Annotated in this window: 18 protein-coding genes and 2 pseudogenes; 9 read left to right on the forward strand and 11 right to left on the reverse strand. The window is 71.0% G+C overall.

The genetic code is table 11. The features are described from left to right. The first annotated feature begins 46 nt into the window (after positions 1 to 46). The 3 genes from STRVI_RS22915 (at position 47) to STRVI_RS54705 (ending at position 2613) form a co-directional block, all read left to right on the forward strand. Complete coding sequence (locus tag STRVI_RS22915) at positions 47 to 1066, forward strand: Gfo/Idh/MocA family protein (RefSeq protein WP_014058009.1); 1020 nt, start codon at positions 47 to 49, stop codon at positions 1064 to 1066. Next, entirely contained in the window at positions 1063 to 1929 is an 867-nt protein-coding gene (locus tag STRVI_RS22920; RefSeq protein ID WP_014058010.1) for a sugar phosphate isomerase/epimerase family protein, read from the forward strand. The genes STRVI_RS22915 and STRVI_RS22920 overlap by 4 nt, the downstream gene beginning before the upstream one ends. Positions 1930 to 2340: 411 nt before the next feature. Then, entirely contained in the window at positions 2341 to 2613 is a 273-nt protein-coding gene (locus tag STRVI_RS54705) for a hypothetical protein (protein ID WP_251982719.1), read from the forward strand. Positions 2614 to 2690: 77 nt separating this feature from the next. Here the strand turns inward: STRVI_RS54705 and STRVI_RS22930 are convergent, their stop codons facing one another. Further along, positions 2691 to 3743: an acyl-CoA dehydrogenase family protein gene (locus STRVI_RS22930; protein WP_014058011.1), complete on the reverse strand. Its 1053-nt coding sequence runs from the start codon at positions 3741 to 3743 to the stop codon at positions 2691 to 2693. Positions 3744 to 3799: 56 nt separating this feature from the next. Further along, positions 3800 to 4546 carry a TetR/AcrR family transcriptional regulator gene (locus tag STRVI_RS22935; RefSeq protein WP_014058012.1) on the reverse strand — a complete coding sequence of 249 codons (747 nt, stop codon included), beginning with the start codon at positions 4544 to 4546 and terminating at the stop codon, positions 3800 to 3802. Between the two features lie 96 nt (positions 4547 to 4642). On the opposite strand from STRVI_RS22935, the gene STRVI_RS22940 reads away from it, so the two are divergent. Next, the gene (locus tag STRVI_RS22940) at positions 4643 to 6196 is read left to right on the forward strand and encodes an MFS transporter (RefSeq protein ID WP_014058013.1); all 1554 of its coding nucleotides are present in this window, start codon (positions 4643 to 4645) and stop codon (positions 6194 to 6196) included. On the opposite strand, the gene STRVI_RS22945 is transcribed toward STRVI_RS22940, so the two are convergent. The 4 genes and pseudogenes from STRVI_RS22945 to STRVI_RS22955 form a co-directional block, all read right to left on the reverse strand. Next, positions 6176 to 7153 (reverse strand): iron-containing redox enzyme family protein, encoded by a 978-nt coding sequence (locus tag STRVI_RS22945; protein ID WP_043236397.1) that lies wholly within the window; start codon positions 7151 to 7153, stop codon positions 6176 to 6178. The genes STRVI_RS22940 and STRVI_RS22945 overlap by 21 nt on opposite strands. Before the next feature lie 149 nt (positions 7154 to 7302). After that, positions 7303 to 7413: pseudogene (locus STRVI_RS54710) on the reverse strand (aminotransferase class I/II-fold pyridoxal phosphate-dependent enzyme); the annotation flags it as partial. Positions 7414 to 7488: 75 nt separating this feature from the next. Next, the gene (locus STRVI_RS22950; protein WP_014058015.1) at positions 7489 to 8004 is read right to left on the reverse strand and encodes a DUF6328 family protein; all 516 of its coding nucleotides are present in this window, start codon (positions 8002 to 8004) and stop codon (positions 7489 to 7491) included. A 180-nt stretch (positions 8005 to 8184) separates the two neighbouring features. Continuing rightward, positions 8185 to 8415, reverse strand: coding sequence for a DUF6480 family protein (locus STRVI_RS22955; protein WP_014058016.1), 231 nt, complete (start codon positions 8413 to 8415; stop codon positions 8185 to 8187). A gap of 214 nt (positions 8416 to 8629) precedes the next feature. Between STRVI_RS22955 and STRVI_RS22960 the strand changes: the two genes are divergently transcribed. Next, positions 8630 to 10396: a hypothetical protein gene (locus STRVI_RS22960; RefSeq protein ID WP_014058017.1), complete on the forward strand. Its 1767-nt coding sequence runs from the start codon at positions 8630 to 8632 to the stop codon at positions 10394 to 10396. On the opposite strand, the gene STRVI_RS22965 is transcribed toward STRVI_RS22960, so the two are convergent. Further along, a complete protein-coding gene (locus STRVI_RS22965; protein WP_014058018.1) occupies positions 10323 to 12446 on the reverse strand; it encodes an ATP-binding protein in 2124 nt (707 codons plus the stop codon). The genes STRVI_RS22960 and STRVI_RS22965 overlap by 74 nt on opposite strands. A 338-nt stretch (positions 12447 to 12784) precedes the next feature. On the opposite strand from STRVI_RS22965, the gene STRVI_RS22970 reads away from it, so the two are divergent. From STRVI_RS22970 to STRVI_RS48380, 4 genes and pseudogenes are all read left to right on the forward strand, one after another. Further along, positions 12785 to 13354: a 2Fe-2S iron-sulfur cluster-binding protein gene (locus tag STRVI_RS22970; RefSeq protein WP_014058019.1), complete on the forward strand. Its 570-nt coding sequence runs from the start codon at positions 12785 to 12787 to the stop codon at positions 13352 to 13354. Next, positions 13351 to 14334, forward strand: coding sequence for an FAD binding domain-containing protein (locus STRVI_RS22975; protein ID WP_014058020.1), 984 nt, complete (start codon positions 13351 to 13353; stop codon positions 14332 to 14334). The genes STRVI_RS22970 and STRVI_RS22975 overlap by 4 nt, the downstream gene beginning before the upstream one ends. A gap of 9 nt (positions 14335 to 14343) precedes the next feature. Continuing rightward, entirely contained in the window at positions 14344 to 16572 is a 2229-nt protein-coding gene (locus STRVI_RS22980; protein WP_014058021.1) for a xanthine dehydrogenase family protein molybdopterin-binding subunit, read from the forward strand. Positions 16573 to 16718: 146 nt separating this feature from the next. Next, positions 16719 to 16943 (forward strand): annotated as a pseudogene (locus tag STRVI_RS48380) (VOC family protein); the annotation flags it as partial. 296 nt (positions 16944 to 17239) lie between these two features. Here STRVI_RS48380 and STRVI_RS22985 read toward each other — a convergent pair. The 4 genes from STRVI_RS22985 to STRVI_RS23000 all read right to left on the reverse strand — a co-directional run bounded on the left by STRVI_RS22985 (position 17240) and on the right by STRVI_RS23000 (position 21289). Then, on the reverse strand, positions 17240 to 17548 hold the full coding sequence (locus STRVI_RS22985) for an acyl carrier protein (RefSeq protein WP_014058022.1): 309 nt from the start codon (positions 17546 to 17548) through the stop codon (positions 17240 to 17242). A gap of 114 nt (positions 17549 to 17662) precedes the next feature. After that, on the reverse strand, positions 17663 to 18772 hold the full coding sequence (locus STRVI_RS22990) for an aromatic ring-hydroxylating oxygenase subunit alpha (RefSeq protein WP_014058023.1): 1110 nt from the start codon (positions 18770 to 18772) through the stop codon (positions 17663 to 17665). 4 nt (positions 18773 to 18776) lie between these two features. Then, positions 18777 to 20240, reverse strand: a complete 1464-nt coding sequence (locus tag STRVI_RS22995; protein ID WP_014058024.1) for a cytochrome P450 — start codon at positions 20238 to 20240, stop codon at positions 18777 to 18779. An 8-nt stretch (positions 20241 to 20248) separates the two neighbouring features. Beyond that, complete coding sequence (locus STRVI_RS23000) at positions 20249 to 21289, reverse strand: 3-oxoacyl-[acyl-carrier-protein] synthase III C-terminal domain-containing protein (protein WP_150112909.1); 1041 nt, start codon at positions 21287 to 21289, stop codon at positions 20249 to 20251. Positions 21290 to 21294: the final 5 nt, after the last annotated feature.

Genomic DNA, 21294 nt, shown 5'->3' on the forward strand with positions numbered 1-21294 from the left:
CCCGCCCCTGATCCCGCTCCTGATCCCGCTCCTGAAGGAATCAACCATGACCGTACATATAGGTGTCATCGGCGCCGGAATGATCGGCCAGGACCACATCCGGCGACTCACCGAGGTCATCACCGGTGCCACGGTCACCGCCGTGACCGACATCGACCAGGCCCGCGCCACCGAGGTCGCCACCCGCGTCGGCGCCACCGCACTGCCCACCGGCAGCGACCTGATCCACTCCCCCGATGTGGACGCCGTCCTCGTCACCTCCTGGGGCCCCACCCACGCGGAGCACGTACTGAACGCCATCGCGGTGGGCAAGCCGGTGTTCTGCGAGAAGCCGCTCGCCACCACCGCCGAGGACTGTCTGCGCATCGTGGAGGCCGAACGCGCCCACGGCCGCCGCCTCGTCCAGGTCGGTTTCATGCGCCGTTTCGACGTCGGCTACCGCCAGATGAAGGACGTGCTCACCTCGGGCGCCATCGGCACTCCGCTCATCGTGCACTGCGCGCATCGCAACCCGACCGTGCCGGACAGCTATGTCTCCGCGATGGCGGCCCAGGACACGGCCGTCCACGAGATCGACGTACTGCGCTGGCTGCTCGACGACGAGATCAGCTCGGTCCAGGTGATCACCCCGCGCGCCACCGGCAAACGGTTCGGCCACCTCAAGGATCCGCAGATCATGCTCTTCGAGACGGCGAACGGTGTCCGCATCGACCTGGAGGTCTTCGTCAACTGCCAGTACGGCTATGACATCCAGTGCGAGACCGTGGGCGAGGACGGCCTGGTCAGACTGCCGGACCCGGCGGCCGTCGGCATCCGTACCGCCGGGCGGCACGGCACCGCCGTACTGCAGGACTGGAAGGGCCGGTTCGGCGATGCCTTCGACACCGAGTTCGGCGAGTGGGTCGCCGCCGTCACGGCGGGCGCCGAGCCCACCGGCCCGTCCTCCTGGGACGGCTACGCCGCCACCGTCATCACCGACGCCGCCGTCCAGTCCCTGGAGTCGGGTGGCGAGGTCATCACCGTTGATATGAAGCCCCGACCCGTCCTCTACGGAGCCACCTCGTGAAGATCGCACTCGACCCCTACATGCTCCGCGCGCTGCCGCTCGACGAGATGGTGCGCACGGTCGCCGAACTCGGCTACAGCCACATCGAGTTGTCCCCGCGCGACGACTTCATGCCGTTCTTCCTCCATCCCCGGGCGGACGACGAGCGCGTCGCGGCGCTGAAGCAGGCCCTGCGCACGCATGGTGTCCAGCTCTCCTCCGTGCTGCCGCTGTACAAGTGGTCCTCGCCCGACGAGACCGAGCGGCAGACTGCCGTCCGCTACTGGAAGCGGATGATCGAGATCACCGCCGACCTCGAGTGCCCGCTGATGAACTCGGAGTTCAACGGCCGCCCGGAGCGCGCCGCCGAGAGCGAGGCCGCCTTCTGGCGCTCGTTGGAGGAACTGCTGCCGCTCTTCGAACGCGAGGGCATCGCCCTCAACCTCGAAGCCCACCCGGACGACTTCTGCGAGGAGAACACTCCCGCCGTCGACCTGGTCCGCGCCATCAACAAGCCCTGGGTGAACTACCTCTACTGCGCTCCGCACACCTTCCACCTCTCCGGCGCCGAGCCGACGGCGGACATCGCGGCAATGATGCGCTACGCGGGCGACAAGCTCCAGCATGTGCACATCGCGGACTCCTTCAACCACAAGGGCTCCTCCGGCCTGCGCTACATCCTCAACCCGCCCGGCACCCCCGCCCGCATCCACCAGCACCTGGACGTCGGCCAGGGCGAAGTCGACTGGGACACCTTCTTCGGCACCCTCCGCGAGCTGAACTTCGACGGCGTGGCCACCGCCTGTGTCTTCGCCTGGGAGGAGCGGGCCCGGGAGTCCTCCGCCTTCATGCTGAACCGCATCCACAAGGAACTCACCGCGTGAGATGGGGTGGCCGGACCGGCTGCGTCGGGTCCGGCCACCTTCACACCGACGGAGGCTCCGGCGGAGCGCCAAAGTCCCGTTGAAGGTCATCCCGGCGGCGTAAGAGGAGCGTCAGGGCGCGTCAGGGTGCGTTCCATCCGTCCTGTGCCCGCTTAGCGTGCCCGTATGGAACGGCTGATGGGCGGGCCCGCCCGGACGCCCCGTGGCGGCCGTCCGCGTGCGGCGGGCGGTGGGCGGTGTGTCTCGCGCTGGCGTTCGGCGGGGTGACGACGCTGCTCGACTGGGCCTCGGGCGGGCTCACCGTGGGATGGGCCGATCCGTGGGCGCTGCTCGCGGTGGTGGTGTTCACCGTGCTGCGGCCACCGGGGGTGACGGCGGGCGGTGGCTGGCTGACGGTACGCGGCCTCGTACGTGTCCGCCGGGTGCGCACCGACACCCCTGGCCGGGGTGTGGCAGGACGGCCGGATCGCCACCCGCCTGTGGGACATCTACGGCCGCCGGGTGACGCTCGACCTGCGCGTCCTGGTCGCGGATCCCCTGCTCTGGCATGAGCTGGACACCGGTGCGCGGCGCTCCCTCGAACGCGGTACGTTGCGGCACGGCACGGAGATCCTGCTGCTACTGGGCCGGCGACTCGACGACACGGCCACCCGGGGGATCCTGGGAGCGTCCGGCCTGGAGTAGGCGGCGCGGGCGCAGGACCGTACGTGGCCGGGCCGCCTCAGGGGCACGCCGATCACCTCTGGGGCCACGGCGGCGGGTCACCCACGCAATGCCCGCAGGTGGGCGCTGCGGACGTCGGCGGTCTGACCCTGCACCACCAGGAACAGGCCCTCCCGGGCCAGCCGCTGCGCGGGGCTGCCGAGGCCGAACGCCCGGCCGCCGCCCGCGACGATCGCCGCGGTGGTGGCGGCGCGCAGCACGTCGTAGGCCCGGGTCTTCACCGCGAGCCGGTCCGCCAGTCGCTCACCCGCCGGAACCTCGTCCACCAGCGCGTACGCCTCCCGGCGCACCTCACGCAGCCGCTCGCCCAGCACCTGCGCCGTCTCCTTCGCCTCCGCGTCCCCGGCGGCCTCCAGGAGGTCCAGTGCCGCCCCGGCCACGCCGAACATGGCCGGGTTGGGGTTGGTGTTCTTCGGCCGGTCCGCGATGGCCCACTCCTCGTAGGGACGGCTCCAGACCACGTCCTCCTCGGGCACCACCAGGCCGTCCAGCTCCAGCCCGACCGTGCGGGTGCCGGTCAGCGCGGCCAGCTGGAGCTGCGGTGTGGGCCGCAGACCGGGCTGCTCACGGGCGTCCGCGAAGGCGAACAGCGCCTCGTCGTCGTCGGTGACCCCGGCGAGCAACATCACGTCATTCAGGCTCCAGCCGGTGTACCACGGCACCCGGCCGTCGAAGCGCCTGCCACCCGAAACCCGGGTGACCCGCACCGGCTTGCGCGGGTGGGCCCGCAGATGGGAGAAGGCGATTCCGGACAGCAGCGTGCCGTCGCACAGCGGCCGCAACAGCCTCTCGCGCGCCGGGCAGTCGGCGGCGGCGAGCATCCTGACCGGGCTGTGGTGCTGGGCCTGCACGAAGTAGGTGGAACAGCAGGCCCCGGCCAGGATTTCGGCAATCTCCCGAGCGACCGCGTCCGGCACCTGCGCCCCGCCGTACGCCACCGGCCCGCCCACCCCGAGCACCCCGGACCTCTTGACCTCGGCGATCGTGGCTACGGAGACGCCCTCGCGGTCGGCGGACTCGGCGCCGGGCGCCAGCACCTCGTCGGCGAGGCGCCGGGCCGCCTCGATCAGCGTCGAGGCCGGGGCGGTCATGACCGTTCCTTTCGTTGGCTCGTCGGCGTGGTCGGTGTCCTGCGGCGCCGAACCGCTCACGCGTGAGCGTCGGGGGACGTGAGACCGGCCAGCAGCAGGCGCATGCCGCGGTGGAAGTGGGAGTCCCAGTCGTCCTCCTCGAGAAGGGGGAAGTGACCGGCGAGGGTGGGGTATTCGTCGATATGGGCACGGATGTGGGCGTCCACGGCCGAGCGGGTCGCCGCCTCGTCGGAGCGCTGCTGCCACACCGCTTCGGAGGAGGCGGAGCCGATCACATAGTGGGTGATGGTGGCCGCGGCGGACGACAGGTGGATCCCTTCGAAGCCGCCAGTGGTGAGCGCGGTGTAGGCGAACTCCGAGGAGCGCAGGGCGTTGGGCCCCATGAGGGGGCGGGAGTTGGCCAAGGCAGCGGCCCACGAGTGGCGCAGGAGGACGGAACGCAGGCCGGTCATGAACGCCTCGACGTCCGCCTGCCATGAGGCGCTGTGCTCCTCGGGGAGGTCGAGTTCGGCGAAGACGGCGTCGAGGGCCAGGTCGAGGACGTCGTCCTTGGTGGCCACATGCCAGTAGAGGCTGGTCGCGTGGGCACCGAGCCGGTCGGCGAGCCGGCGCATACTCAGCTTCTGTACGCCGTCGCGGTCCAGCAGCTCGACGGCGGTGGCGATGATCCGCTCATGTGACAGCTGGGGCCGTGGGCGGGACGTCTTCTCGGCGCGGAACCACACCGCTCCCGGCGCGTTGTCCAGCGCCTTCTTTCCCTTGGTCCCGTTCGGTCGCTTGGTCCCGTTCGGCTTCACGCTCACGAGCCCGCAGCCTACCCCGTTGCCGTTACCGTTCCACCAATCCTACAGTGTTGGATAGATTCCAACAGCGTTGGAGACGTGGAACGAGGGAGGACCATGAGGGACGAAGAAGGCCATCCGCGCCGGTGGGCGATCCTGGTGGCCTTATGTGCCGCCCTGCTCGTGATCGTCATCGACAACACCGTCCTGCATGTCGCGGTGCCCGCCATCGGCGATGCCTTCGACGCCTCGACGGACCAGCTCCAGGCGGTGATCGACGCCTATGTCGTGGTCTTCGCCGGGCTCCTCATCACCGCGGGTGTGCTCTCCGACCGCTACGGCAGGCGGCGCACCCTCGTGGCGGGGCTGCTGGTCTTCGGGGCGGCGTCGGCGCTGGCAGCGGCGGCCCCGTCGGTGTGGTGGCTGATCGCGATGCGGGCGCTCATGGGAGTGGGCGCGGCGCTGGTGATGCCCGCGACGCTCGCGGTCCTCGTCGTGGTCTTCCCCGAACAGGAGCGCCCGCGGGCCTTCGCGGTGTGGAGCGCGGTCGCCTCCGTCGGCATGGCCGCGGGGCCGCTGCTCGGTGGCGCCCTGGTGGACATGTGGAGCTGGGCGGGGGTCTTCCTGATCAACGTCCCCGTGGTGGCGGTGGCCCTGTTCGGGGTCGTACGGCTGGTGCCCGAAACGCGGGCGCCCGATGGCCGCGGGCTGGATCCGTTCGGCACGGTTCTGGTCACCGCGGGCATGACCGGCCTGGTGTGGGCTCTGATCGAGGCCCCGGCGTACGGGTACAACGCGCCCGCGGTGCTGGGCGGGACGGCGGTGGCGCTGATGGCGCTGATCGGCTTCGGCGTACGGCAGCACCGCTCCGCGACGCCGATGGTCGATCTGCGGCTCTACCGCGACCGGCGGTTCTCCGGGGCCGGCTTCGCGGTGGCGGTGATGACGATCACCACCGGCAGCACTCTCTTCGTGCTGAGCCAGTATCTGCAACTGGTGCTGGGCTACAGCGCGTTCGAGACCGGTCTGGCCGCGGTGCCGCTCGCGGCGGGGGTCGTGGCGGGCTCGACCGTGGGCGGCCGGGCCCCGGCCAGGTTCGGGCCGCGGGCCTGCATCGTCGCCGGATTCACCGTCACGGGGGCCGGGTTCGTGGTGCTGGCCTCGCTCTCCGAGGGCAGTGGCTTTGCGCCGGTGTCCATCGGGCTGGCGCTGGCCGGTATCGGATCCGGTATCGCGGGGCCCTCGGCCACCAGCACGGTGCTGGGGGCGGTGCCGCCCGAGCGAGCCGGTATGGGCTCCGCGCTCAACGACACCCACCAGCAACTCGGCATCGCTCTGGGCGTGGCCGGGCTGGGCAGTCTGCTCGCCACCGTCTACCGAAGGAAGCTGCCGGACGGTCTGCCCGACGACGCGATGTCCTCGCTCGGCGCCACACTGTCGCACGCCCGGCACCGCCCGGATGGCGAGGGGCTGGCCGAGGCGGCCCGTTCGGCCTTCACGGACGCCCAGTCCGTCACGATGAGCGTCGGAGTGGCGGCCGCCCTGGTCGGCGCGGCCGTGGCGCTGGTCGTACTGCCGGGCCGCACCACCTCGGCGACGGCGCCCGAGCTGGAGCCAAAGTCGCAGTCCGCGGAGGCGGGACAGCCGGGATCACAGCGGGACGTGGAGTGAGGAGCGGCCCTGTCGCCACGCGCCCAGAAGTTCCTCGGCCAGGCGGTCTTCCAGGAACACGGTGGCGTCGACGCCGAACGCCACGTCCGCGGCCAGGCCCGGTTCGCGCTTCAGGAGTTCGTCGATCACGCCGTGGCGTACGACCTGCTCGTGGACGGCGTCGGCCTCCACATGCTCGGTGTAGAAGAACACCGCCGCCTCGCCCGCGCCCAGCCGTCGCAGCGCCTGGGCCAGCCGGTCGGACGCGGGTGAGGAGGTGATCTCGACCGTGGCGAAGTGTCCCACCAGAGCGCCGCGCAGCGCCCTGTGCAGCCCCAGCAGGGACATCATGTTGACCACCGCCAGCATCCGCGTCGATGTGGCGTCCAGATAGTGGTTGTACGTGGGGTCCAGAGCCAGGTCGGTCATCAGATCGGCGAACAGCTCCGCGTGCACCCGCTCCCCGCGCCCGGCCCCGAACTCGTCGTACTCCACCGCCGCCATCGCCGCCTTGGCCTGGCCCCGCAGCCGCGGAATGACCCACACATGCGGGTCGGCCTCCTTGAGCTGGTACAGCGACCGATGCGCGATGTACTCACGCAGTTGCCACAGCTCACCGTCATCCCGGAGGTAGTGGGACACCCCCGCGCCGTCGGCCGACTCCACCAGCAGCCGGGCCACGGCGGTGTCCGGGTCGTCGTGGGTGGTGGCATCGGAGCGCAGAGCATCCAGAAAGCGGCGTTCCAGCGCGTGCCGCATTCGGAGCAGATCCGGGTCCCACTCCCAGGTGTCGTCCACACCGGAGAAGCCCTGGTAGTGGAGTTCGTAGCACACGTACAGCGCGAGCTGCAGATCATCGCCGTAGGCATCGGCCGTCCGGAGCGACCGGCCGACGGGGAGTGTCGCCCCGCCGGGCTCCCGTACGAGGGCGTCGACGAGCGCGCCGGACACCTCTCCCCGCGCCGTGGGCAGGGGCATCGGCCGGGTCGGCTTCGCCGGACGTGTTTCGCTCACCGTTCCCTCTGCCTCTGTCGTGGTAGGTCGTCTCTGTCGTGGTAGGTCGTCTCTGTCGTGGTGGGTCGTCTCTGTCGTGGCCGGCCCCACCTTGCCTGTGCCTATGCCGGTGCTTCCGGGTCGGCGCCCCTGCCCTGCTTATGCCCGGGCGGAGTGAAGGGGAGGGCCCCACGCTCGTGGTACCGGGCCAGGGCCTCCAGGACGGGAGCCTCCATGTGATCCATGGGCGACGGGTGCCCCGCCGCACCGGACGGGAAACCGTGCGACGCCGGGCCGGGACGACGGCCCTTCAGCGATCCTCAGCCCTCCCTGCGCGAGCGGTGGAAAAGCCAGGCCGCGGGGACGAACCAGCAGGTCGCAAACCAGATCAGGGCCGCGGCCGCCAGCCACAACGCGGTGGCATCGGCCACGACGACACGCAGGATCAGCAGCAGCGCCGACGCCACCGTGCACAGCAACAGCACCAGCCCGGCCACGGTGAAACGGGAGGCCCAGTCCACCGTTTCCGGCTTCAGTCGGCGTCCGGTGACGATCCGGTGCAGGGAAACCGGCGCGATCAACGCGCCGGTGGCCGCCGCCCCCAGAAGGACGGTCACCACGTAGATGGACCGATCCACGTGGCCAAGGCTCTGGAAGTGCGGGGTGAAGGCGACCGCGAGCAGGAAGGCGAACAGAATCTGCACGCCCGTCTGCGTCACCCTCACCTCCTGCAGCAACTCGGCCCACTTGCGGTCGGCCCGCTCCTCCCGGGTCTCCACACGGCCGGACCGCACTTCACCACCCTCGTTCCTCGGCGCCTCGTGGTCGTCATGCATCAACGGGCCTCCTTCGCGTCCACCCCCGTGTTCCCAGCCACTGCGAAAGGTGAACATCACCTGGGAGGCGATGAGTGAGTGGCGAGGAACGAGAGACACCGGCACAAGGCCACCGCGGCCAAGGGCGCCGCGAGCGGTCACCTCCGCCCGCCCCGGGCCGCCTCGCCCGCCCCGGGCCGCCTACAGCACGGCGATCGCGAACGCGACGCAGAAGGCCGCGAACAGCACCACAAAGGCCCAAATGATGATCGTGGGGCCCTTCGACCAGCCTCTCGTGGGGTTGTACGTCTCCTGGGGGCCCGCTTCCGAGAGGCCGTCCTCGGCCGGTGGGGTCTCCCCCGGGGGCACGCCCACGCTGGGCCGTAGTCCGGGAGTGCGCTCGGGGTCCGGGACTGGGTTCGTCTGGTCCATCTCCGATGCGCTCCTTTCCGCCCTCGGGGCGCCGCCTGTCCGGGGCCCGCCACCCCGCACGACCCGTACGAGGCGCCGTCCCCGGTGGACTCTTTCCACGATACGGCGGAAAGCGCACCGGGCACGGCGTGGCGTTCGGTCACCGTGCACTCGATCACATGGCTAGGGTGATCCGGCATACCGAGGACGTTGCGTGACCAGCAGGAGGTGGCGAGTGGGGGCAGCCGATCCCCTGGCGATACGGGTCCCGGTCGGAGAAGGCTCCGATCGCTGGGCCAGCCGGGCCACCCCCCGCCGCGTCCTGCTGGTGGTGCACAACGTCACCTCTGCCGGACGGCTGCTGGACGTGCTGCCGCTGTTCCACGACGACTTTCGGGTGCAACTGCTGGCCACGTCGACGGAGTCATCCGCCTTCCAAGGGGGGATCCGCGAGCTGTTCGCCGAGCTGGGTCTGCCCGTGCTGCCCTGGGAGCAGGCGCTGGCGACACCGGTGGACCTGGCGGTTTCCGCGAGCTTCGGTGGTCAACTCGACCGGCTTCGTGGCAGGTTAGCCGTGCTGTCGCATGGTGTCGGATACACCAAGAAGCTGGTGGTGACGGAAGCCGGAGGCCGCGAGCCGACGTTCGGGCTGTCACCGGAGTGGCTGCTCGCGAACGGTGAACCCTTCGTGGACGGTCTCGTGCTGTCCCATCCGGAGCAGCTTGAGCGGTTGCGGCGGGTATGCCCCGAAGCCGAGGAGGCGGCCGTCCTCGCGGGCGACCCTTGCTTCGACCGCCTGTTGGCCGGCCGTGCCTACCGTGAGCGGTTCCGGCGGGCTCTGGGTGTGCGGCGCGGTCAGCGGCTCGTCGTGCTCAACTCCACCTGGAATCCGGAGGGTCTTTTCGGGAACGGCGGTGACCATGACGTCCTGCCGAGTCTGCTGCCCCGGCTCGCCGCCGAGTTGCCGGCCGACGACTACCGGCTGGTGGCCGTGTTGCATCCGAACATCTGGTATGGGCACGGCCCGGGGCAGATTCGGGTGTGGCTGGACCGGGCCCGCCGCAGCGGTCTCACCTTGATCGACCCCGTGCACGCGTGGCGGCAGGCCCTGCTGGCGGCGGACGTCGTCGTGGGGGATTTCGGGGCGGTCTCCTACTACGCCGCGGCGCTGGGCATCCCCGTACTGCTGGCGTCCGCCGCACAGGACAGGCTGGATCCCGCCGCGCCGCTCGCCACGTTCGTACGGGAGGCGCCGCGGCTCGATCCGCACGGCCCGCCACGGGATCAGCTGGAGGAGCTGCTGGCGTGGCACCGCCCGCTCGCCGGTCCGGCGGAGTTCACCAGCTCGGCCCCGGGTGCCTCGGCGGCGCTGCTGCGGCGGCTCTTCTACGGCCTGATGGATCTCCCCGAGCCCGCGGCCCCCGCGCTGCTGGAGCCGCTGCCCCTGCCACCGTACGATCCCCCACGGCGTACGGCTCCGCTGAACGTCCGTACCCGTGTGCACGGCACCGAGGTCCGTATCGAGCGCACCACGGGGCACCCGTACGAGGCCGTCGGCGAAACACACCTCGCCGTGCACGAGGACACCCGGGACCCCGGCGACCTGGCCCTGGCCGACGTGATCGTACGCGAGGGGCAGCCGGACGACCCCCGCCTCGGTGGCGCGGAGGAGTGGAGCGCGGAGGTGCTGGACCGCCATCCGCACTGTGCGCTCGCCGTGTACGTGAGCGGGCCGGACCGGTGCACCGTGCGCGGCCGGGATCACGGCGTGTTCCAGCTCAAGGCGGGCCCGGGTGCGGACGCCGACCCGGCCGCGTACGCCTCCTCGCTGCACGCCTGGCTGGCGGGCGGCCGGACCGTGCCACCCGGTGGGACGACGCTCCGGGTGCACACGGCCGGCGGCGTGCACCCGGTGGCGGTGATGCCCGCTAGCGCGGGGGTTGGCAGCGCAGCCGCAGACGGGCGAGATGGTTCAGGTGCGGAGTCGCCTTCTCCGGGTTGAGCAGGCGCTCGGCCTCGGCGATCTTCGTCAGCGCCTCGGCGTCGTCGCCGGCGTCGTGCAGCGTCTCGGCGAGGTCGGTGAGGGCGCGGGCCTGGTTGTACGCCTCTCCCCGTTCCGCGAAGAAGTCCCGCGCGGTCTCCAGGCGGGCGCGGGATTCCTCCAGCCTGCCCAGACCACGCAGGGCTCGCCCTTGGTGGCGTTCGGCCAGGGCGAGGGCACGTGGCAGGTCCTCCGCGCCCTCCTGGCCGGGAGCGATCCGCCGGTAGATGCGCTCCGCCTCGACGAACCGCTCGTACGCCGCGTCGTACCGCCAGTGGTTCAGATTCAGCAGGCCCAGCATCTCGACGGACGATGCCTCGCCCCGTACGTGTCCTGCGGCGCGTTCACATGCGGCGGCGGTGTGCACCGCGCGATCGGCCTCGTCCCACATCCTCAATTCACCGAGACAGTGGCCGAGTTGGAAGTGGAGTGCACCCGCCATGCGGGGATCTGCGTGATGCCGGTCGGCACACCGGGCCGCGATCCGGAGGGCGGGCAGCACCTCGTCCCAGAACCCGGCCTTGAGCTGCACCGGCCACAGTGCGCGGGCCATGCGCATCGCCGTGTCGATGTGCTGGTAGTCCTCCGCCACGAACACCGCCCGGACCACGTTTCCGGTCTCGGCCAGCAGTGCCGCCATGCCCTCGGCCTCGTTACGGCACGCAGTGCCCTGCGCCGGTGCCGGCTCGGTCCGCCAGCTCTGCGGCAGCGCCGCGTGCGCGGCGTGCAGCGCTCGGTTCAGCAGTCCGTCGAGGGCCCGGGACGTCGCCGCGGAACACTCCGGGATCCCGTGTTCGAGGGCGGCGGTGTCCGCCAGAACGCGACGCACCTCGGGCCGGAAGCGGTACCGGCCGTCGCCCAGGGCCTCCACCAGTTGTGCGTCCGCCGCTTCGGCGAGCATCTGGGCGGCTTCCTCCTGGCCGACCGCCGCGGTGTCGCCCGCCAGCCGGGCGTCGATCGCGGGCCAGCCGCCCAGAGCGGTCAGCCGGCAGAGCCGTGCGGTGTCCGGCCGGAGGCGGCGGCAGGCGCTCCGCACCATGCCGTGCACGGGATGACGTGCCGTGGACGCCGCCACGTCCTCCGGCAGCGGCGGCTCATCGGCCAGCAGGCTCATCGCCGCGGCCTTCAGGGCGAAGGCGTTGCCCGCGCAGTGGCCCAGCAGGGACGGCATCCGCGGCTTGGCCAGCGCCACCTTCTCCGGCCCTGCCACCTTGCGCAGCATCTTCACCGCGTCCCGGTCGCTCAGCGGCGGTACGGCGATGCGCTCGGCCTCCAGCGCGAAGGCCGGACCGGAGGCGACCACCAGCAGGAAGACCTCCGGCGTGGCCGGAACAAGGCCGCGGACCTGCGCGGCCGAGGACGCGTGATCGATCACCACCAACGCCCTGCGGCCGGCCAGCAACCGCCGATAGAGCTCGACCCGCGCCGCCTCCGCGGGCGGAATCTCCTCGGGCTCGACGCCCATCTGCCCCAGCAGGCGCAGCATGACGGCGGACGGCTCCAGTCCGCTCTCCCCGGCGGCATCGCGCAGGTCGACGTAGAACTGCCCGTCGGGGTACTGCGCGATCTGGTCGGCGCCCCAGTGGAGAGCCACCGCGCTGGTTCCGATCCCGGGCGGCCCGTATAACAGCGCTACGCGTGGCCGCCCCGCCGCGGCGCGGGTCGCCTCTCGCTTCAGCCGCCGCAAGACGGCCTGACGGTCGGTGAAGTCGCGTGTGGCAGGCGGGAGTCCGGCACCGGGGCGCAGCGTCACCTCGGAATCCTCCAAGGTCCGCAGCAGAATGGCCCACTCACCACCGCGCCGCGGATCCCCGCTGAGGCGCGCATGCGTCTCCCTCGCCAGCACCTGCCACCCCTCCGGGGTGGCCGGCAGCGGCGTCTCCCGCCCCAGGGTCCGCCTCACCAGTGCGCCCGTCGACAGCAGCATCTGCTTGCCCATCTCCCCGGCGGCGCCGTTCCCCACCGCGGTGAGGAATGTGGTGAGCGCACTCACCGTCACGACCTCGAACACACCAGCCCCTCCCCTGGTACCCATCCGGACCTTGGCCGGACTGTATCCCCGCAGCCACCACAGGAAACAGCCGAGTCTGCCCAACTCCGCTCGACGGCCGCCCGCACGACCACGATAGGCCACAAGCGCTCAACACACTGTTACTTCCATCGGGATGCGGAACTGCGGCTGCCGAGCCGCCGGTGGCAAAACCCTCGCGGTGCGACGGTCGCGTTCTTGCGAGACGCTGGAGAAAGGGGAGCGTGCCCGGGTAGTGGCGACGGGCCGCGGGGTCGCGCCCGGCAGTGGCGCCGCACATCCGGGGTGATCCCTGCACCTAGTGAGGAAGGCGGGCCGTGATGAGCGCTTCGGATACGGACGCCATGAGGCGGAGCCAGGGCGAGCCGGCCCCACACTCGGCGATCACCTTGAACGTCAACGACCAGGTGCGGCGTCTCGAAGTGGATCCGCGGACCTCGCTGCTGGACGCACTGCGCGAGCAGCTGCGCATGAGCGGTACCAAGAAGGGGTGTGATCACGGGCAGTGCGGTGCGTGCACGGTGCTGATCAACGGCCGGCGCGTCAACTCCTGTCTGACGCTCGCCGTCATGCATGAGGACGACGAGATCATGACGATCGAAGGCCTGGGCGATCCCGACCACCTGGGCCCCGTACAACGGGCCTTCGTCGAGCGTGACGGCTTCCAATGCGGCTACTGCACTCCCGGCCAGATCTGTTCGGCTGTCGGCATGCTCGCCGAGGTGGCGGCGGGTTGGCCCAGCCACGCCACCGCCGACGTGTCCGCGCCGCGAATCACCATGACCGATGACGAGATCCGCGAGCGGATGAGCGGCAACATCTGCCGGTGCGCCGCCTATCCGAACATCGTCGCGGCCATCCGCGACAGCGCGGAGGGAGGCCCGGGATGAGGTCCTTCACCTATGAGCGGGCGACCGACACACAGGCCGCCGTCACCGCGGTGGCGCGATCCGGCGCGAAGTTCATCAGCGGCGGCACCAATCTGCTCGACCTGATGAAGCTCGACATCGAGGATCCGAGCCATCTGGTCGACATCAGCCGGCTTCCGCTCCGGGACATCGAAGAGCTGCCCGACGACGGACTGCGCATCGGCGCCCAGACGCGGAATTCCGATGTGGCCGCCGATTCCCGGGTGCGTACGCGCTATCCGGCGCTGTCGGAGGCGCTGGTGTCGGGCGCCTCGGGCCAGTTGCGCAACAAGGCGTCCACCGGGGGAAACCTGTTGCAGCGCACGCGCTGTCCCTACTTCTACGACACGGCGGCGGGCTGCAACAAGCGGCACCCCGGATCCGGCTGCGCGGCGATCGGCGGGTTCAACCGGATACACGCGATCCTCGGCGCCAGCGACTCCTGCATCGCCACCCATCCTTCCGACATGGCCGTCGCGATGGCCGCGCTCGACGCGGAGATCGAGCTGCTCCGGGCCGACGGATCGGTACGCCGCGTCGCCATCACGGACTTCTACCGGCTGCCGGGCGATACCCCGCACATCGAGACCGTGCTGGCCCCCGACGAGATGATCATGAGCGTGGTGCTGCCCTCGCCCCCGCCGGGCCGGCAGATCTACCGCAAGGTGCGCGACCGGGCGTCGTACGAGTTCGCGCTGGTCTCGGTGGCCGCCATCGTCGCGGCCGATCAGGGAACGATCAGCGAGGCGCGCGTGGCGTTCGGCGGAGTGGCGCACAAGCCGTGGCGGTCCGTCGAGGCGGAGGACGCGCTGACGGGCCGTCCGGCCACGATGGCCACCTATCGGGACGCGGCCGAGGCGGCGATGCGCGACGCGGTCGGGCGGGGCGACAACGACTTCAAGATCGAGCTGGCCAGGCGCACGCTGTGCCGCACGCTGGCGCAAGCGGCCCAGGCGAGCTGAGGAGGCGAGATGATCGGGCAAGCCATACAGCGTGTCGACGGCCCGCTGAAGGTCGCCGGCCGGGCCGCCTACGCCTACGAGCACTGGGAGGCCGGCCAACCGCTCTACGGGTTCATCGTCGGCGCGACCATCGGCAAGGGCCGCATCATCGAAATCGACACCGAGGACGCCGAAGGCGCACCGGGAGTGCGCATGGTGATGACGCATCTCAACGCCCCGGAGCAGGGCATCCGTGATGAGTCCATTCCGTTCGAGTACTGGCGCGCCCAGCCGGTGCTGACCGGCCCGGACATCCACTTCTACGGCGAGCCGGTGGCGCTGATCGTCGCCGAGACCTTCGAACAGGCCCGGGCGGCGGCCGAGCTCATCGAGGTGGAGTACGCGGGCGGGCGGGGGCGGTTCGCCTTCGCCGAGCACGAAGGTGAGGCGTACGTCCCGAAAACGGTCAACGCCGGACTGCCCACGGACACGTCGGTGGGCGATTTCGATGCCGGATTCGATGGCGCGGCGGTCAAGGTCGACCAGCTCTACACGACGCCGTATGAGTTTTCCATGCCCATCGAGCCGAACGCGTGCCTGGTGGCACCGCGTGACGAGGACCTGATCGTCTACGTCAGCTCCCAGATCGTCGACGCGGCGCAGACATCGATCGCCAACACGCTGCGGATCGACCCGGCACGGGTCCACGTCTTCTCCCCCTTCGTCGGCGGCGGATTCGGATCCAAGCTGGGTATCCACGCCGAGACGATCCTGGCGGCGCTCGCCGCTCGCGAGCTGGACCACCCGGTCAAGGTCGCAATGACCCGGCAGCAGATCTTCCAGCTCATCGGCATGCGCTCCACATCGAGCCAGCGGGTCCGACTGGGCGCGGAGCGCGACGGACGGCTGGCCGCGATCGCCCATGACGTCACCATGCACACCAACCCGGACGTGGAGTACGCCGAGCAGACCGCGGCCACCAGCCGCAGCCTCTACGCCGCGCCCCACCGGCTCACCAGCCACCGGCTCACGCCGCTCGACCTGCCGCGTGGGACGGACGTCCGCGCGCCGGGCGAGGAACCGGGCCTGCTGGCGGTCGAGTCGGCGATGGACGAGCTGGCCGATACGCTCGGGATGGACCCGGTCGAGCTGCGGATCCGCAACGAGCCCACCCTCGACCCCGAGCGAGGCGTGCCGTACAGCGACCGTCATCTGGTCGAATGCCTGCGCGAAGGCGCGAGCCGGTTCGGCTGGGAGCAACGCCCCGCCACTCCTTCGAGCAGACGGGAGGGACGGTGGCTGGTCGGCTACGGGATGGCCGTGGCCATCCGGGTGCATCTCCAAGGGCCGGCCGCGGCGCGGGTGCGGTTGGAGGCGGACGGCACCGCCGTCGTCCAGACGGACATGACCGACATCGGCACCGGCACGTACACCATCCTGACTCAGGTCGCGGCCGGTGGGCTCGGCCTGCCGGCCGACCGGGTGCGCATTGAGCTCGGGCGTTCCGACAACCCCACCAGTTGGGGATCCGGTGGCTCCTGGGGCGCCGCGAACTCCAGCACCGCGGTGCACCGGGCGTGTGCGACGCTACGCGAGAAACTGCTGGCCGAGGCGCACGACGACGCGCGCTCCGCGCTGCGGGGCCTGGACCCGGCGGACGCCGTGTTCTCCGACGGCGACGTCCGCATCGGTGGCGCGTCGGAGCCGCTGAGCGAGCTGGTCGCACGCAACCACCCCGGCGGTGTGGCGGCAGAGGGCGAGACCCGCTTCATGGGCGATGAGCCCAACTACACCAACTACTCCATCCACACCTACGGAGCCCATTTCGCCGAAGTGGGCGTCGACGCGGACACCGCCGAGATCCGTCTGCGGCGGATGCTCGGCGTGTTCTCCGTGGGCCGCCTGCTCAACCCGAAGACGGCCCGCTCGCAACTGATCGGCGGCATGATCTGGGGCGTCGGCGCCGCCCTCGAGGAAGAGGCCGTCGTCGACCCACGCTCCGGCGCTTTCGTCAACCGGGATCTCGCGCAATACCTGGTGCCCGTCAACGCCGACATCCCCGACGTCGAGGCGGTCGTCCTGGACGGATACGACGACAAGGCCAACGTCCTCGGCGCGAAGGGCATCGGTGAGCTGGGCATCTGCGGGTCCGGTGCGGCGGTGGCCAACGCGGTGTTCAACGCCACCGGTGTGCGTGTCCGCGACTTCCCCATCACGCTGGAGAAGCTGTTGCCCGGGCTACCACCCATGGACGCCTGAACGCACGACGGCCGTGCCGATGTGTCGGCCAGTAGGCCCTGGCGGGGTGTTCTTCGGGCGCGGACGCATGGGTTCGACAGGACGGTCCCAACGGTCCCATTAGTGTGTGACATCGCGAAGGTCACCGACCGCCCCGGAGCTGCCATTTCATCGGTTTCCAGCGGGTCGACGACTACCAGGCTCCCCGCTGGCCCGACCAAACCGCTCCCCAGCAGTTCCACCTGGACTTCGACGTCGACGACCTGTACAAGGCCGAGGCTTGGCTACTGGATTTGGGCGCGGGCAAGCCGGATTACCAGCCGAATGAAGATCGCTGGCGGGTCCTCACCGATCCGGCTGGGCATCCCTTCTGCGTGGTCGCCAGAGGCTGACCCTGCTTCCAGCGGCTGGGCCGCTTGCGTTCTGTCCGGCGGATCATGTGAACCCCGTCCGCTGCACGAGGGCGCGTATCGAGTCGTGATCAGGCTGCGGGATTCACCCCGTGGCAAAGGCTGGTCACACCGTCAATTGGACAAGACGGGCACAACGGCGACAGCGACTCCCCTCGGTACGACGCCGCCCTCTAGAAGGAGCCGTAGGCGACCGCCGGTGCGTTCGACGACGTGGGCGGGTCGGCTGCCGGTCGCCGATCGGCTCGGTGGTCGCGGAGGCCGCCGCGGCGACGGCGTCATGCGCCGGAGCCGCCCACGGCCGGTCGCTGGAGGCGGCCGACCAGGGCGGCCATGCTCCGCGCGGTCCTGAAGTTGTCCATCTGGAGATCCCCGCCGCGTACGGCAATGCCGTACGTCCGCTCCAGGTGCACCACCAGCTCCATGGCGAAGAGCGAGGACAGCCCGCCGGAGCCAAAGACGTCCATGTCGGCCAGCCAGGTTTTCCCGGTACGCAGTTCGAGGAACCGCAGTAGTTCCGTCTCGATGTCGCCGGGGTCGCCCAAGGGCTCCGGAACCGCACGGTCCGATGACATGGCCATGCCCATTTCTCCCTCGTACTCGTAGAAGCGCCTTCGATCCGCCCCGGGGCCTCGTCGTCCGGCCGGCGCCGTCAAGGTCGACCGGCGACGCCGCCATCCCGTGTGCCCTGTCGCCTGCGCTCACTCCTCCGAGCGGCTCATCTCGGTGCGCTCGGGCCGCGGTGGGATCAGGTCACCCGCGGGTTCCGTGTAGAACTGCTGCGCCCACTGCCGGTACCGGCCGATTGGACCGTCGCCCTTGGCGAGCCGGGGGCGCGCGACGTGCTCCTGGTGGTGCCACATCAGCAAGTCCGCGCCGGTGTCGACGCTGCCCACCCGTTGCAGGACTTCGCTGAGCAACCGGGCCAGGGGCATCACCGCCGGGCGTCCCAGCCAGTCCGGCACCCCGGGGAGTCCGTTCAGCTCCAGCTTCGTGCCGAAGCGGACCTGCATCCGCCCCGGGGCGGTCGGGGTCGCGTGGAGCATCACATAGAGGCTTCCCGCGCCCGCGGGCAGGACCGTCCGCGCCGCGATGGTGGCCAGTCCGATCACCGTGAGCGTGTAGGACTGGTGGAACCCCCGCATCATCGTGTTGCGGGCCATCGCGGTGACCGTGCTGACCGGTTCCCCCGTCACCGGCAGGCCCTCGATGTCGACCTCCTCCAGACCGTGCAGGGCCGGCAGATGGCCCCAGTCGAAGGCGTTCTCGATGACGTCCTGCGGGTGACCGGCGATGTCGAACGTGCCGTGGCTGAACGGCTGCCGGTCGTCCATCGGGAAGAGCGGGACGTCCCACTGCGGGGGCATGCCGAGGGCGTGCCACCACACGTAGACCGAGCCGTTGGCCTCGCACACCGGGTACTGCGTGAGCGACGCCTTCGGCGGCGGCTGGTCGTAGCCCGTGCGCACGCAGGCACCGGACGGGTCGAACGCGAACCGGTGGAAGGGGCAGACGATGTCCTCGCCCTCGACCGATCCGCCGACGCCGAGATGGGCTCCGAGGTGCGGGCACTGGGGCCGGACCGCCCGCAGCACACCCTTGGCCGTCCGGTAGAGGACGACCTCGGCGCCCGCGAGCCGCCGGGTGGTGAGGGACCCGGCCCGCAGCTCGTCGCTGAAGGCCAGGCAGAACCACCCGTTCGGGTAGGGCCGCGAGGGAGCGTGCAGGGCGTCGGCCGGCTCCGCGGCGTGCAGGCTGATCTCCCGGGAGCCGAGCAACTGCTTCACCAGGGGCTTGAGGTGAGGCCTCATGGGATCACTTCCCGTGCTTCACCGGGCAGGCGGCGGCGCCCGGCTGGGTGGACGGCTGGACGGAGGCGGACAGCGGTGCGGCGGCGGCGTGCTCCGCGTCGCCGGGGTCGGCGGACCGCCGCTCGGTGAGCCGCAGGCGCAGTCCCCGTGAGCTCAGGCTGGTCTCCACCTTGGGCTGGAACGGCTGGTCACCGACCGGGGACAGCTCCCAGCGGTCGACGATGGCGGTCAGCGCCAGGATCGCCTCGGTGAGGGCGAACTGGTCCCCGATGCACTTACGGGCACCGGCGCCGAACGGGATGTAGGTGGCCCGGCGGTCGGGCTGGGCGTCGAGCCAGCGGTCCGGGTCGAACCGGTCGGGCTCGTCGTAGAGGTCGGCCCGGCGGTGCAGAAGGTAGGGGCTGAGCACGATGGTGCTGCCGCCCTTGAACCGCACGCCGCCCAGTTCGGCGTCCTCCCGGACGACACGGGTCATCATCCAGGCCGGCGGATACAGCCGCAGCGTCTCGGTCACCACCCGGGAGGCCAGGCCCAGCGAGGGCAGATGCGCGGGGTCGAGCTTCCCGCCCGCCAGGACCTGGTCGGTCTCGGCCTTCAGACGGTGCTGGACGTCCGGGTTCGTCGCGAGCAGGTGCAGCGCCCAGGCCAGGGTGATGGCCGTGGTCTCCATGCCGCCGAGGAAGAACGTGAGGGCCTCGTCGGCGAGTTCGGCGTCGTTGAGCTGCCGTCGGCCGTCCTCGCTCTCCTCGTCGACCGCGGCGACCAGCGTGGAGAGCAGATCGGCGTGGTCGGTCGGATCGGCCCGCCGCTCGGCGATGATCTCCGCGATGGTGGCGGCCAGCCGGGTGCGGGCGTCGTCGTAGCGCCGCTTCTGCCGGGTCGGCAGCCGCCGCAGCAGGGCCGGGGTCATCATCCGGCGGAAGAACGCGCTCACGATCACCGCGGTGTCGGCCAGGCACCGTTGCATGGTCTCCGCCGGCAGCGCGCCGCTGAACATCGTCTCCATGGTGGCCCGCGTGGTGAGCGTCATCATCTCCTGGGTGACGTCGAGGACGTCGCCGTCCCGCCAGGAGCCCGCCTTGGCGGCGGCCGCCCGCGCGAACACCGTGCCGTACCCGGCGAGGCGGGTCGGGTGGAACGAGGGCTGGCACAGCCGGCGCTGCCGCCGGTGCAGGGGATAGGCGCAGGTGGACAGGCCGTCGCCGATCACCTCGCGGATCCGGTCGTAGATCGGGCCGCCCTTGTCGAAGGTCCGGTCGTTCAGGAACACCTGCCGGGTCAGGTCGGGATCGCAGATCATCACGGCGGAACTCGGGCCGAGCCGGACGCGGACCATCTCGCGGTATCCGGACAGCGACATGATGAACGCCAGCGGATCACGGAGCAGCGGCAGCGCGTGGCCCAGCAGCGGCCACGCCCGCGGGGCGAGCGGCACCGACCCGGCGGAGGCCGTACTCGTGTCTGTCATGGAGAACCTCACTTCTTCGTTGAGTGGCCGTCCGGCACCGCGGTGACGGGATCGCGGGTGATCTCCAGCAGCGCGGTGGTCCAGCGGAAGCCGAGCCCGAAACTCACGACGAGGACCCGTTCTCCGGCCCGCAGTGTGCCGGAGCGGAACTCCCGGTCGAGCGCGAGCAGGACGTCGCACGGTCCGCAGTGGCCGAGGTGCCGGCCGAAGGTCCAGCTGGTGTCGGCGGCCCGCAGGCCCAGCGGCGCACCGCCGAGCAGCAGGTCGAGCACCTCCGCCCCGATCGCGATGGGCACCACGCGCGCGATGCCCTCCGGCCGGACGCCGGTCTCCTCGAGGACGGTCTCGACACAGCGGCGCGTGGACTGCCGCAGCGCGTCGATGTACGGCATGAATCCGGTCTCCTCGACGAGGAGCGGCCGGCCGCTGCCGTCGGCCGCCGTCCGGGCCCGGGTCAGCACCTCCAGTTGCGGCTGCGCGGCCTGGTCGGTCGCCAGCAGCCGCGCGAAGCCCGTCCCCCGGGTGAGGACGGCGGCGGCGCCGGAGTCACCGGCCAGATGCCCCATCTCCGATACGTGGCCCCACCGCTCGGGCCGGAACCGGACACCGGCGGTCACCAGCGCGGCCTTCGCGGCCGGTTTGGCGGTGAGGTGTTCGGCCGCGGTGACCAGCGCGGCTCCCCCGCCGTCGCTGGCGGCACCCAGCTCGATCGCGTTGGTGTCCGGTCCGCCGAGCACCCGCAGCAGATAGGCCGAGGGCGCGTAGTGGTCCTCGTCCTGGAAGTTGGCGTGCACCAGCAGGCTCAGGTCGGCGCCCGTGACGTCCGCGTGGCGCAGTGCCTTCAGACCGGCGCGGGCGGCCATCTGCGACGGCGTGCTGTCCGTGGAGACGGCGGCCGAGGTGAATCCGTTGAGCGCGACCAGGGAGGGCGGCCCGTTGTCCACCGGCTTGTCCCACGGCTCGTGTTTCTGCCGGATCGGCGGTATCCACGCACCGGTCCCGGCGATCGTGATGTCCTGCCACAACACTGCTGTCTCCTCGGCTGTCACGAATC

This window comes from Streptomyces violaceusniger Tu 4113, assembly GCF_000147815.2.
GTDB lineage: Bacteria > Actinomycetota > Actinomycetes > Streptomycetales > Streptomycetaceae > Streptomyces > Streptomyces violaceusniger_A.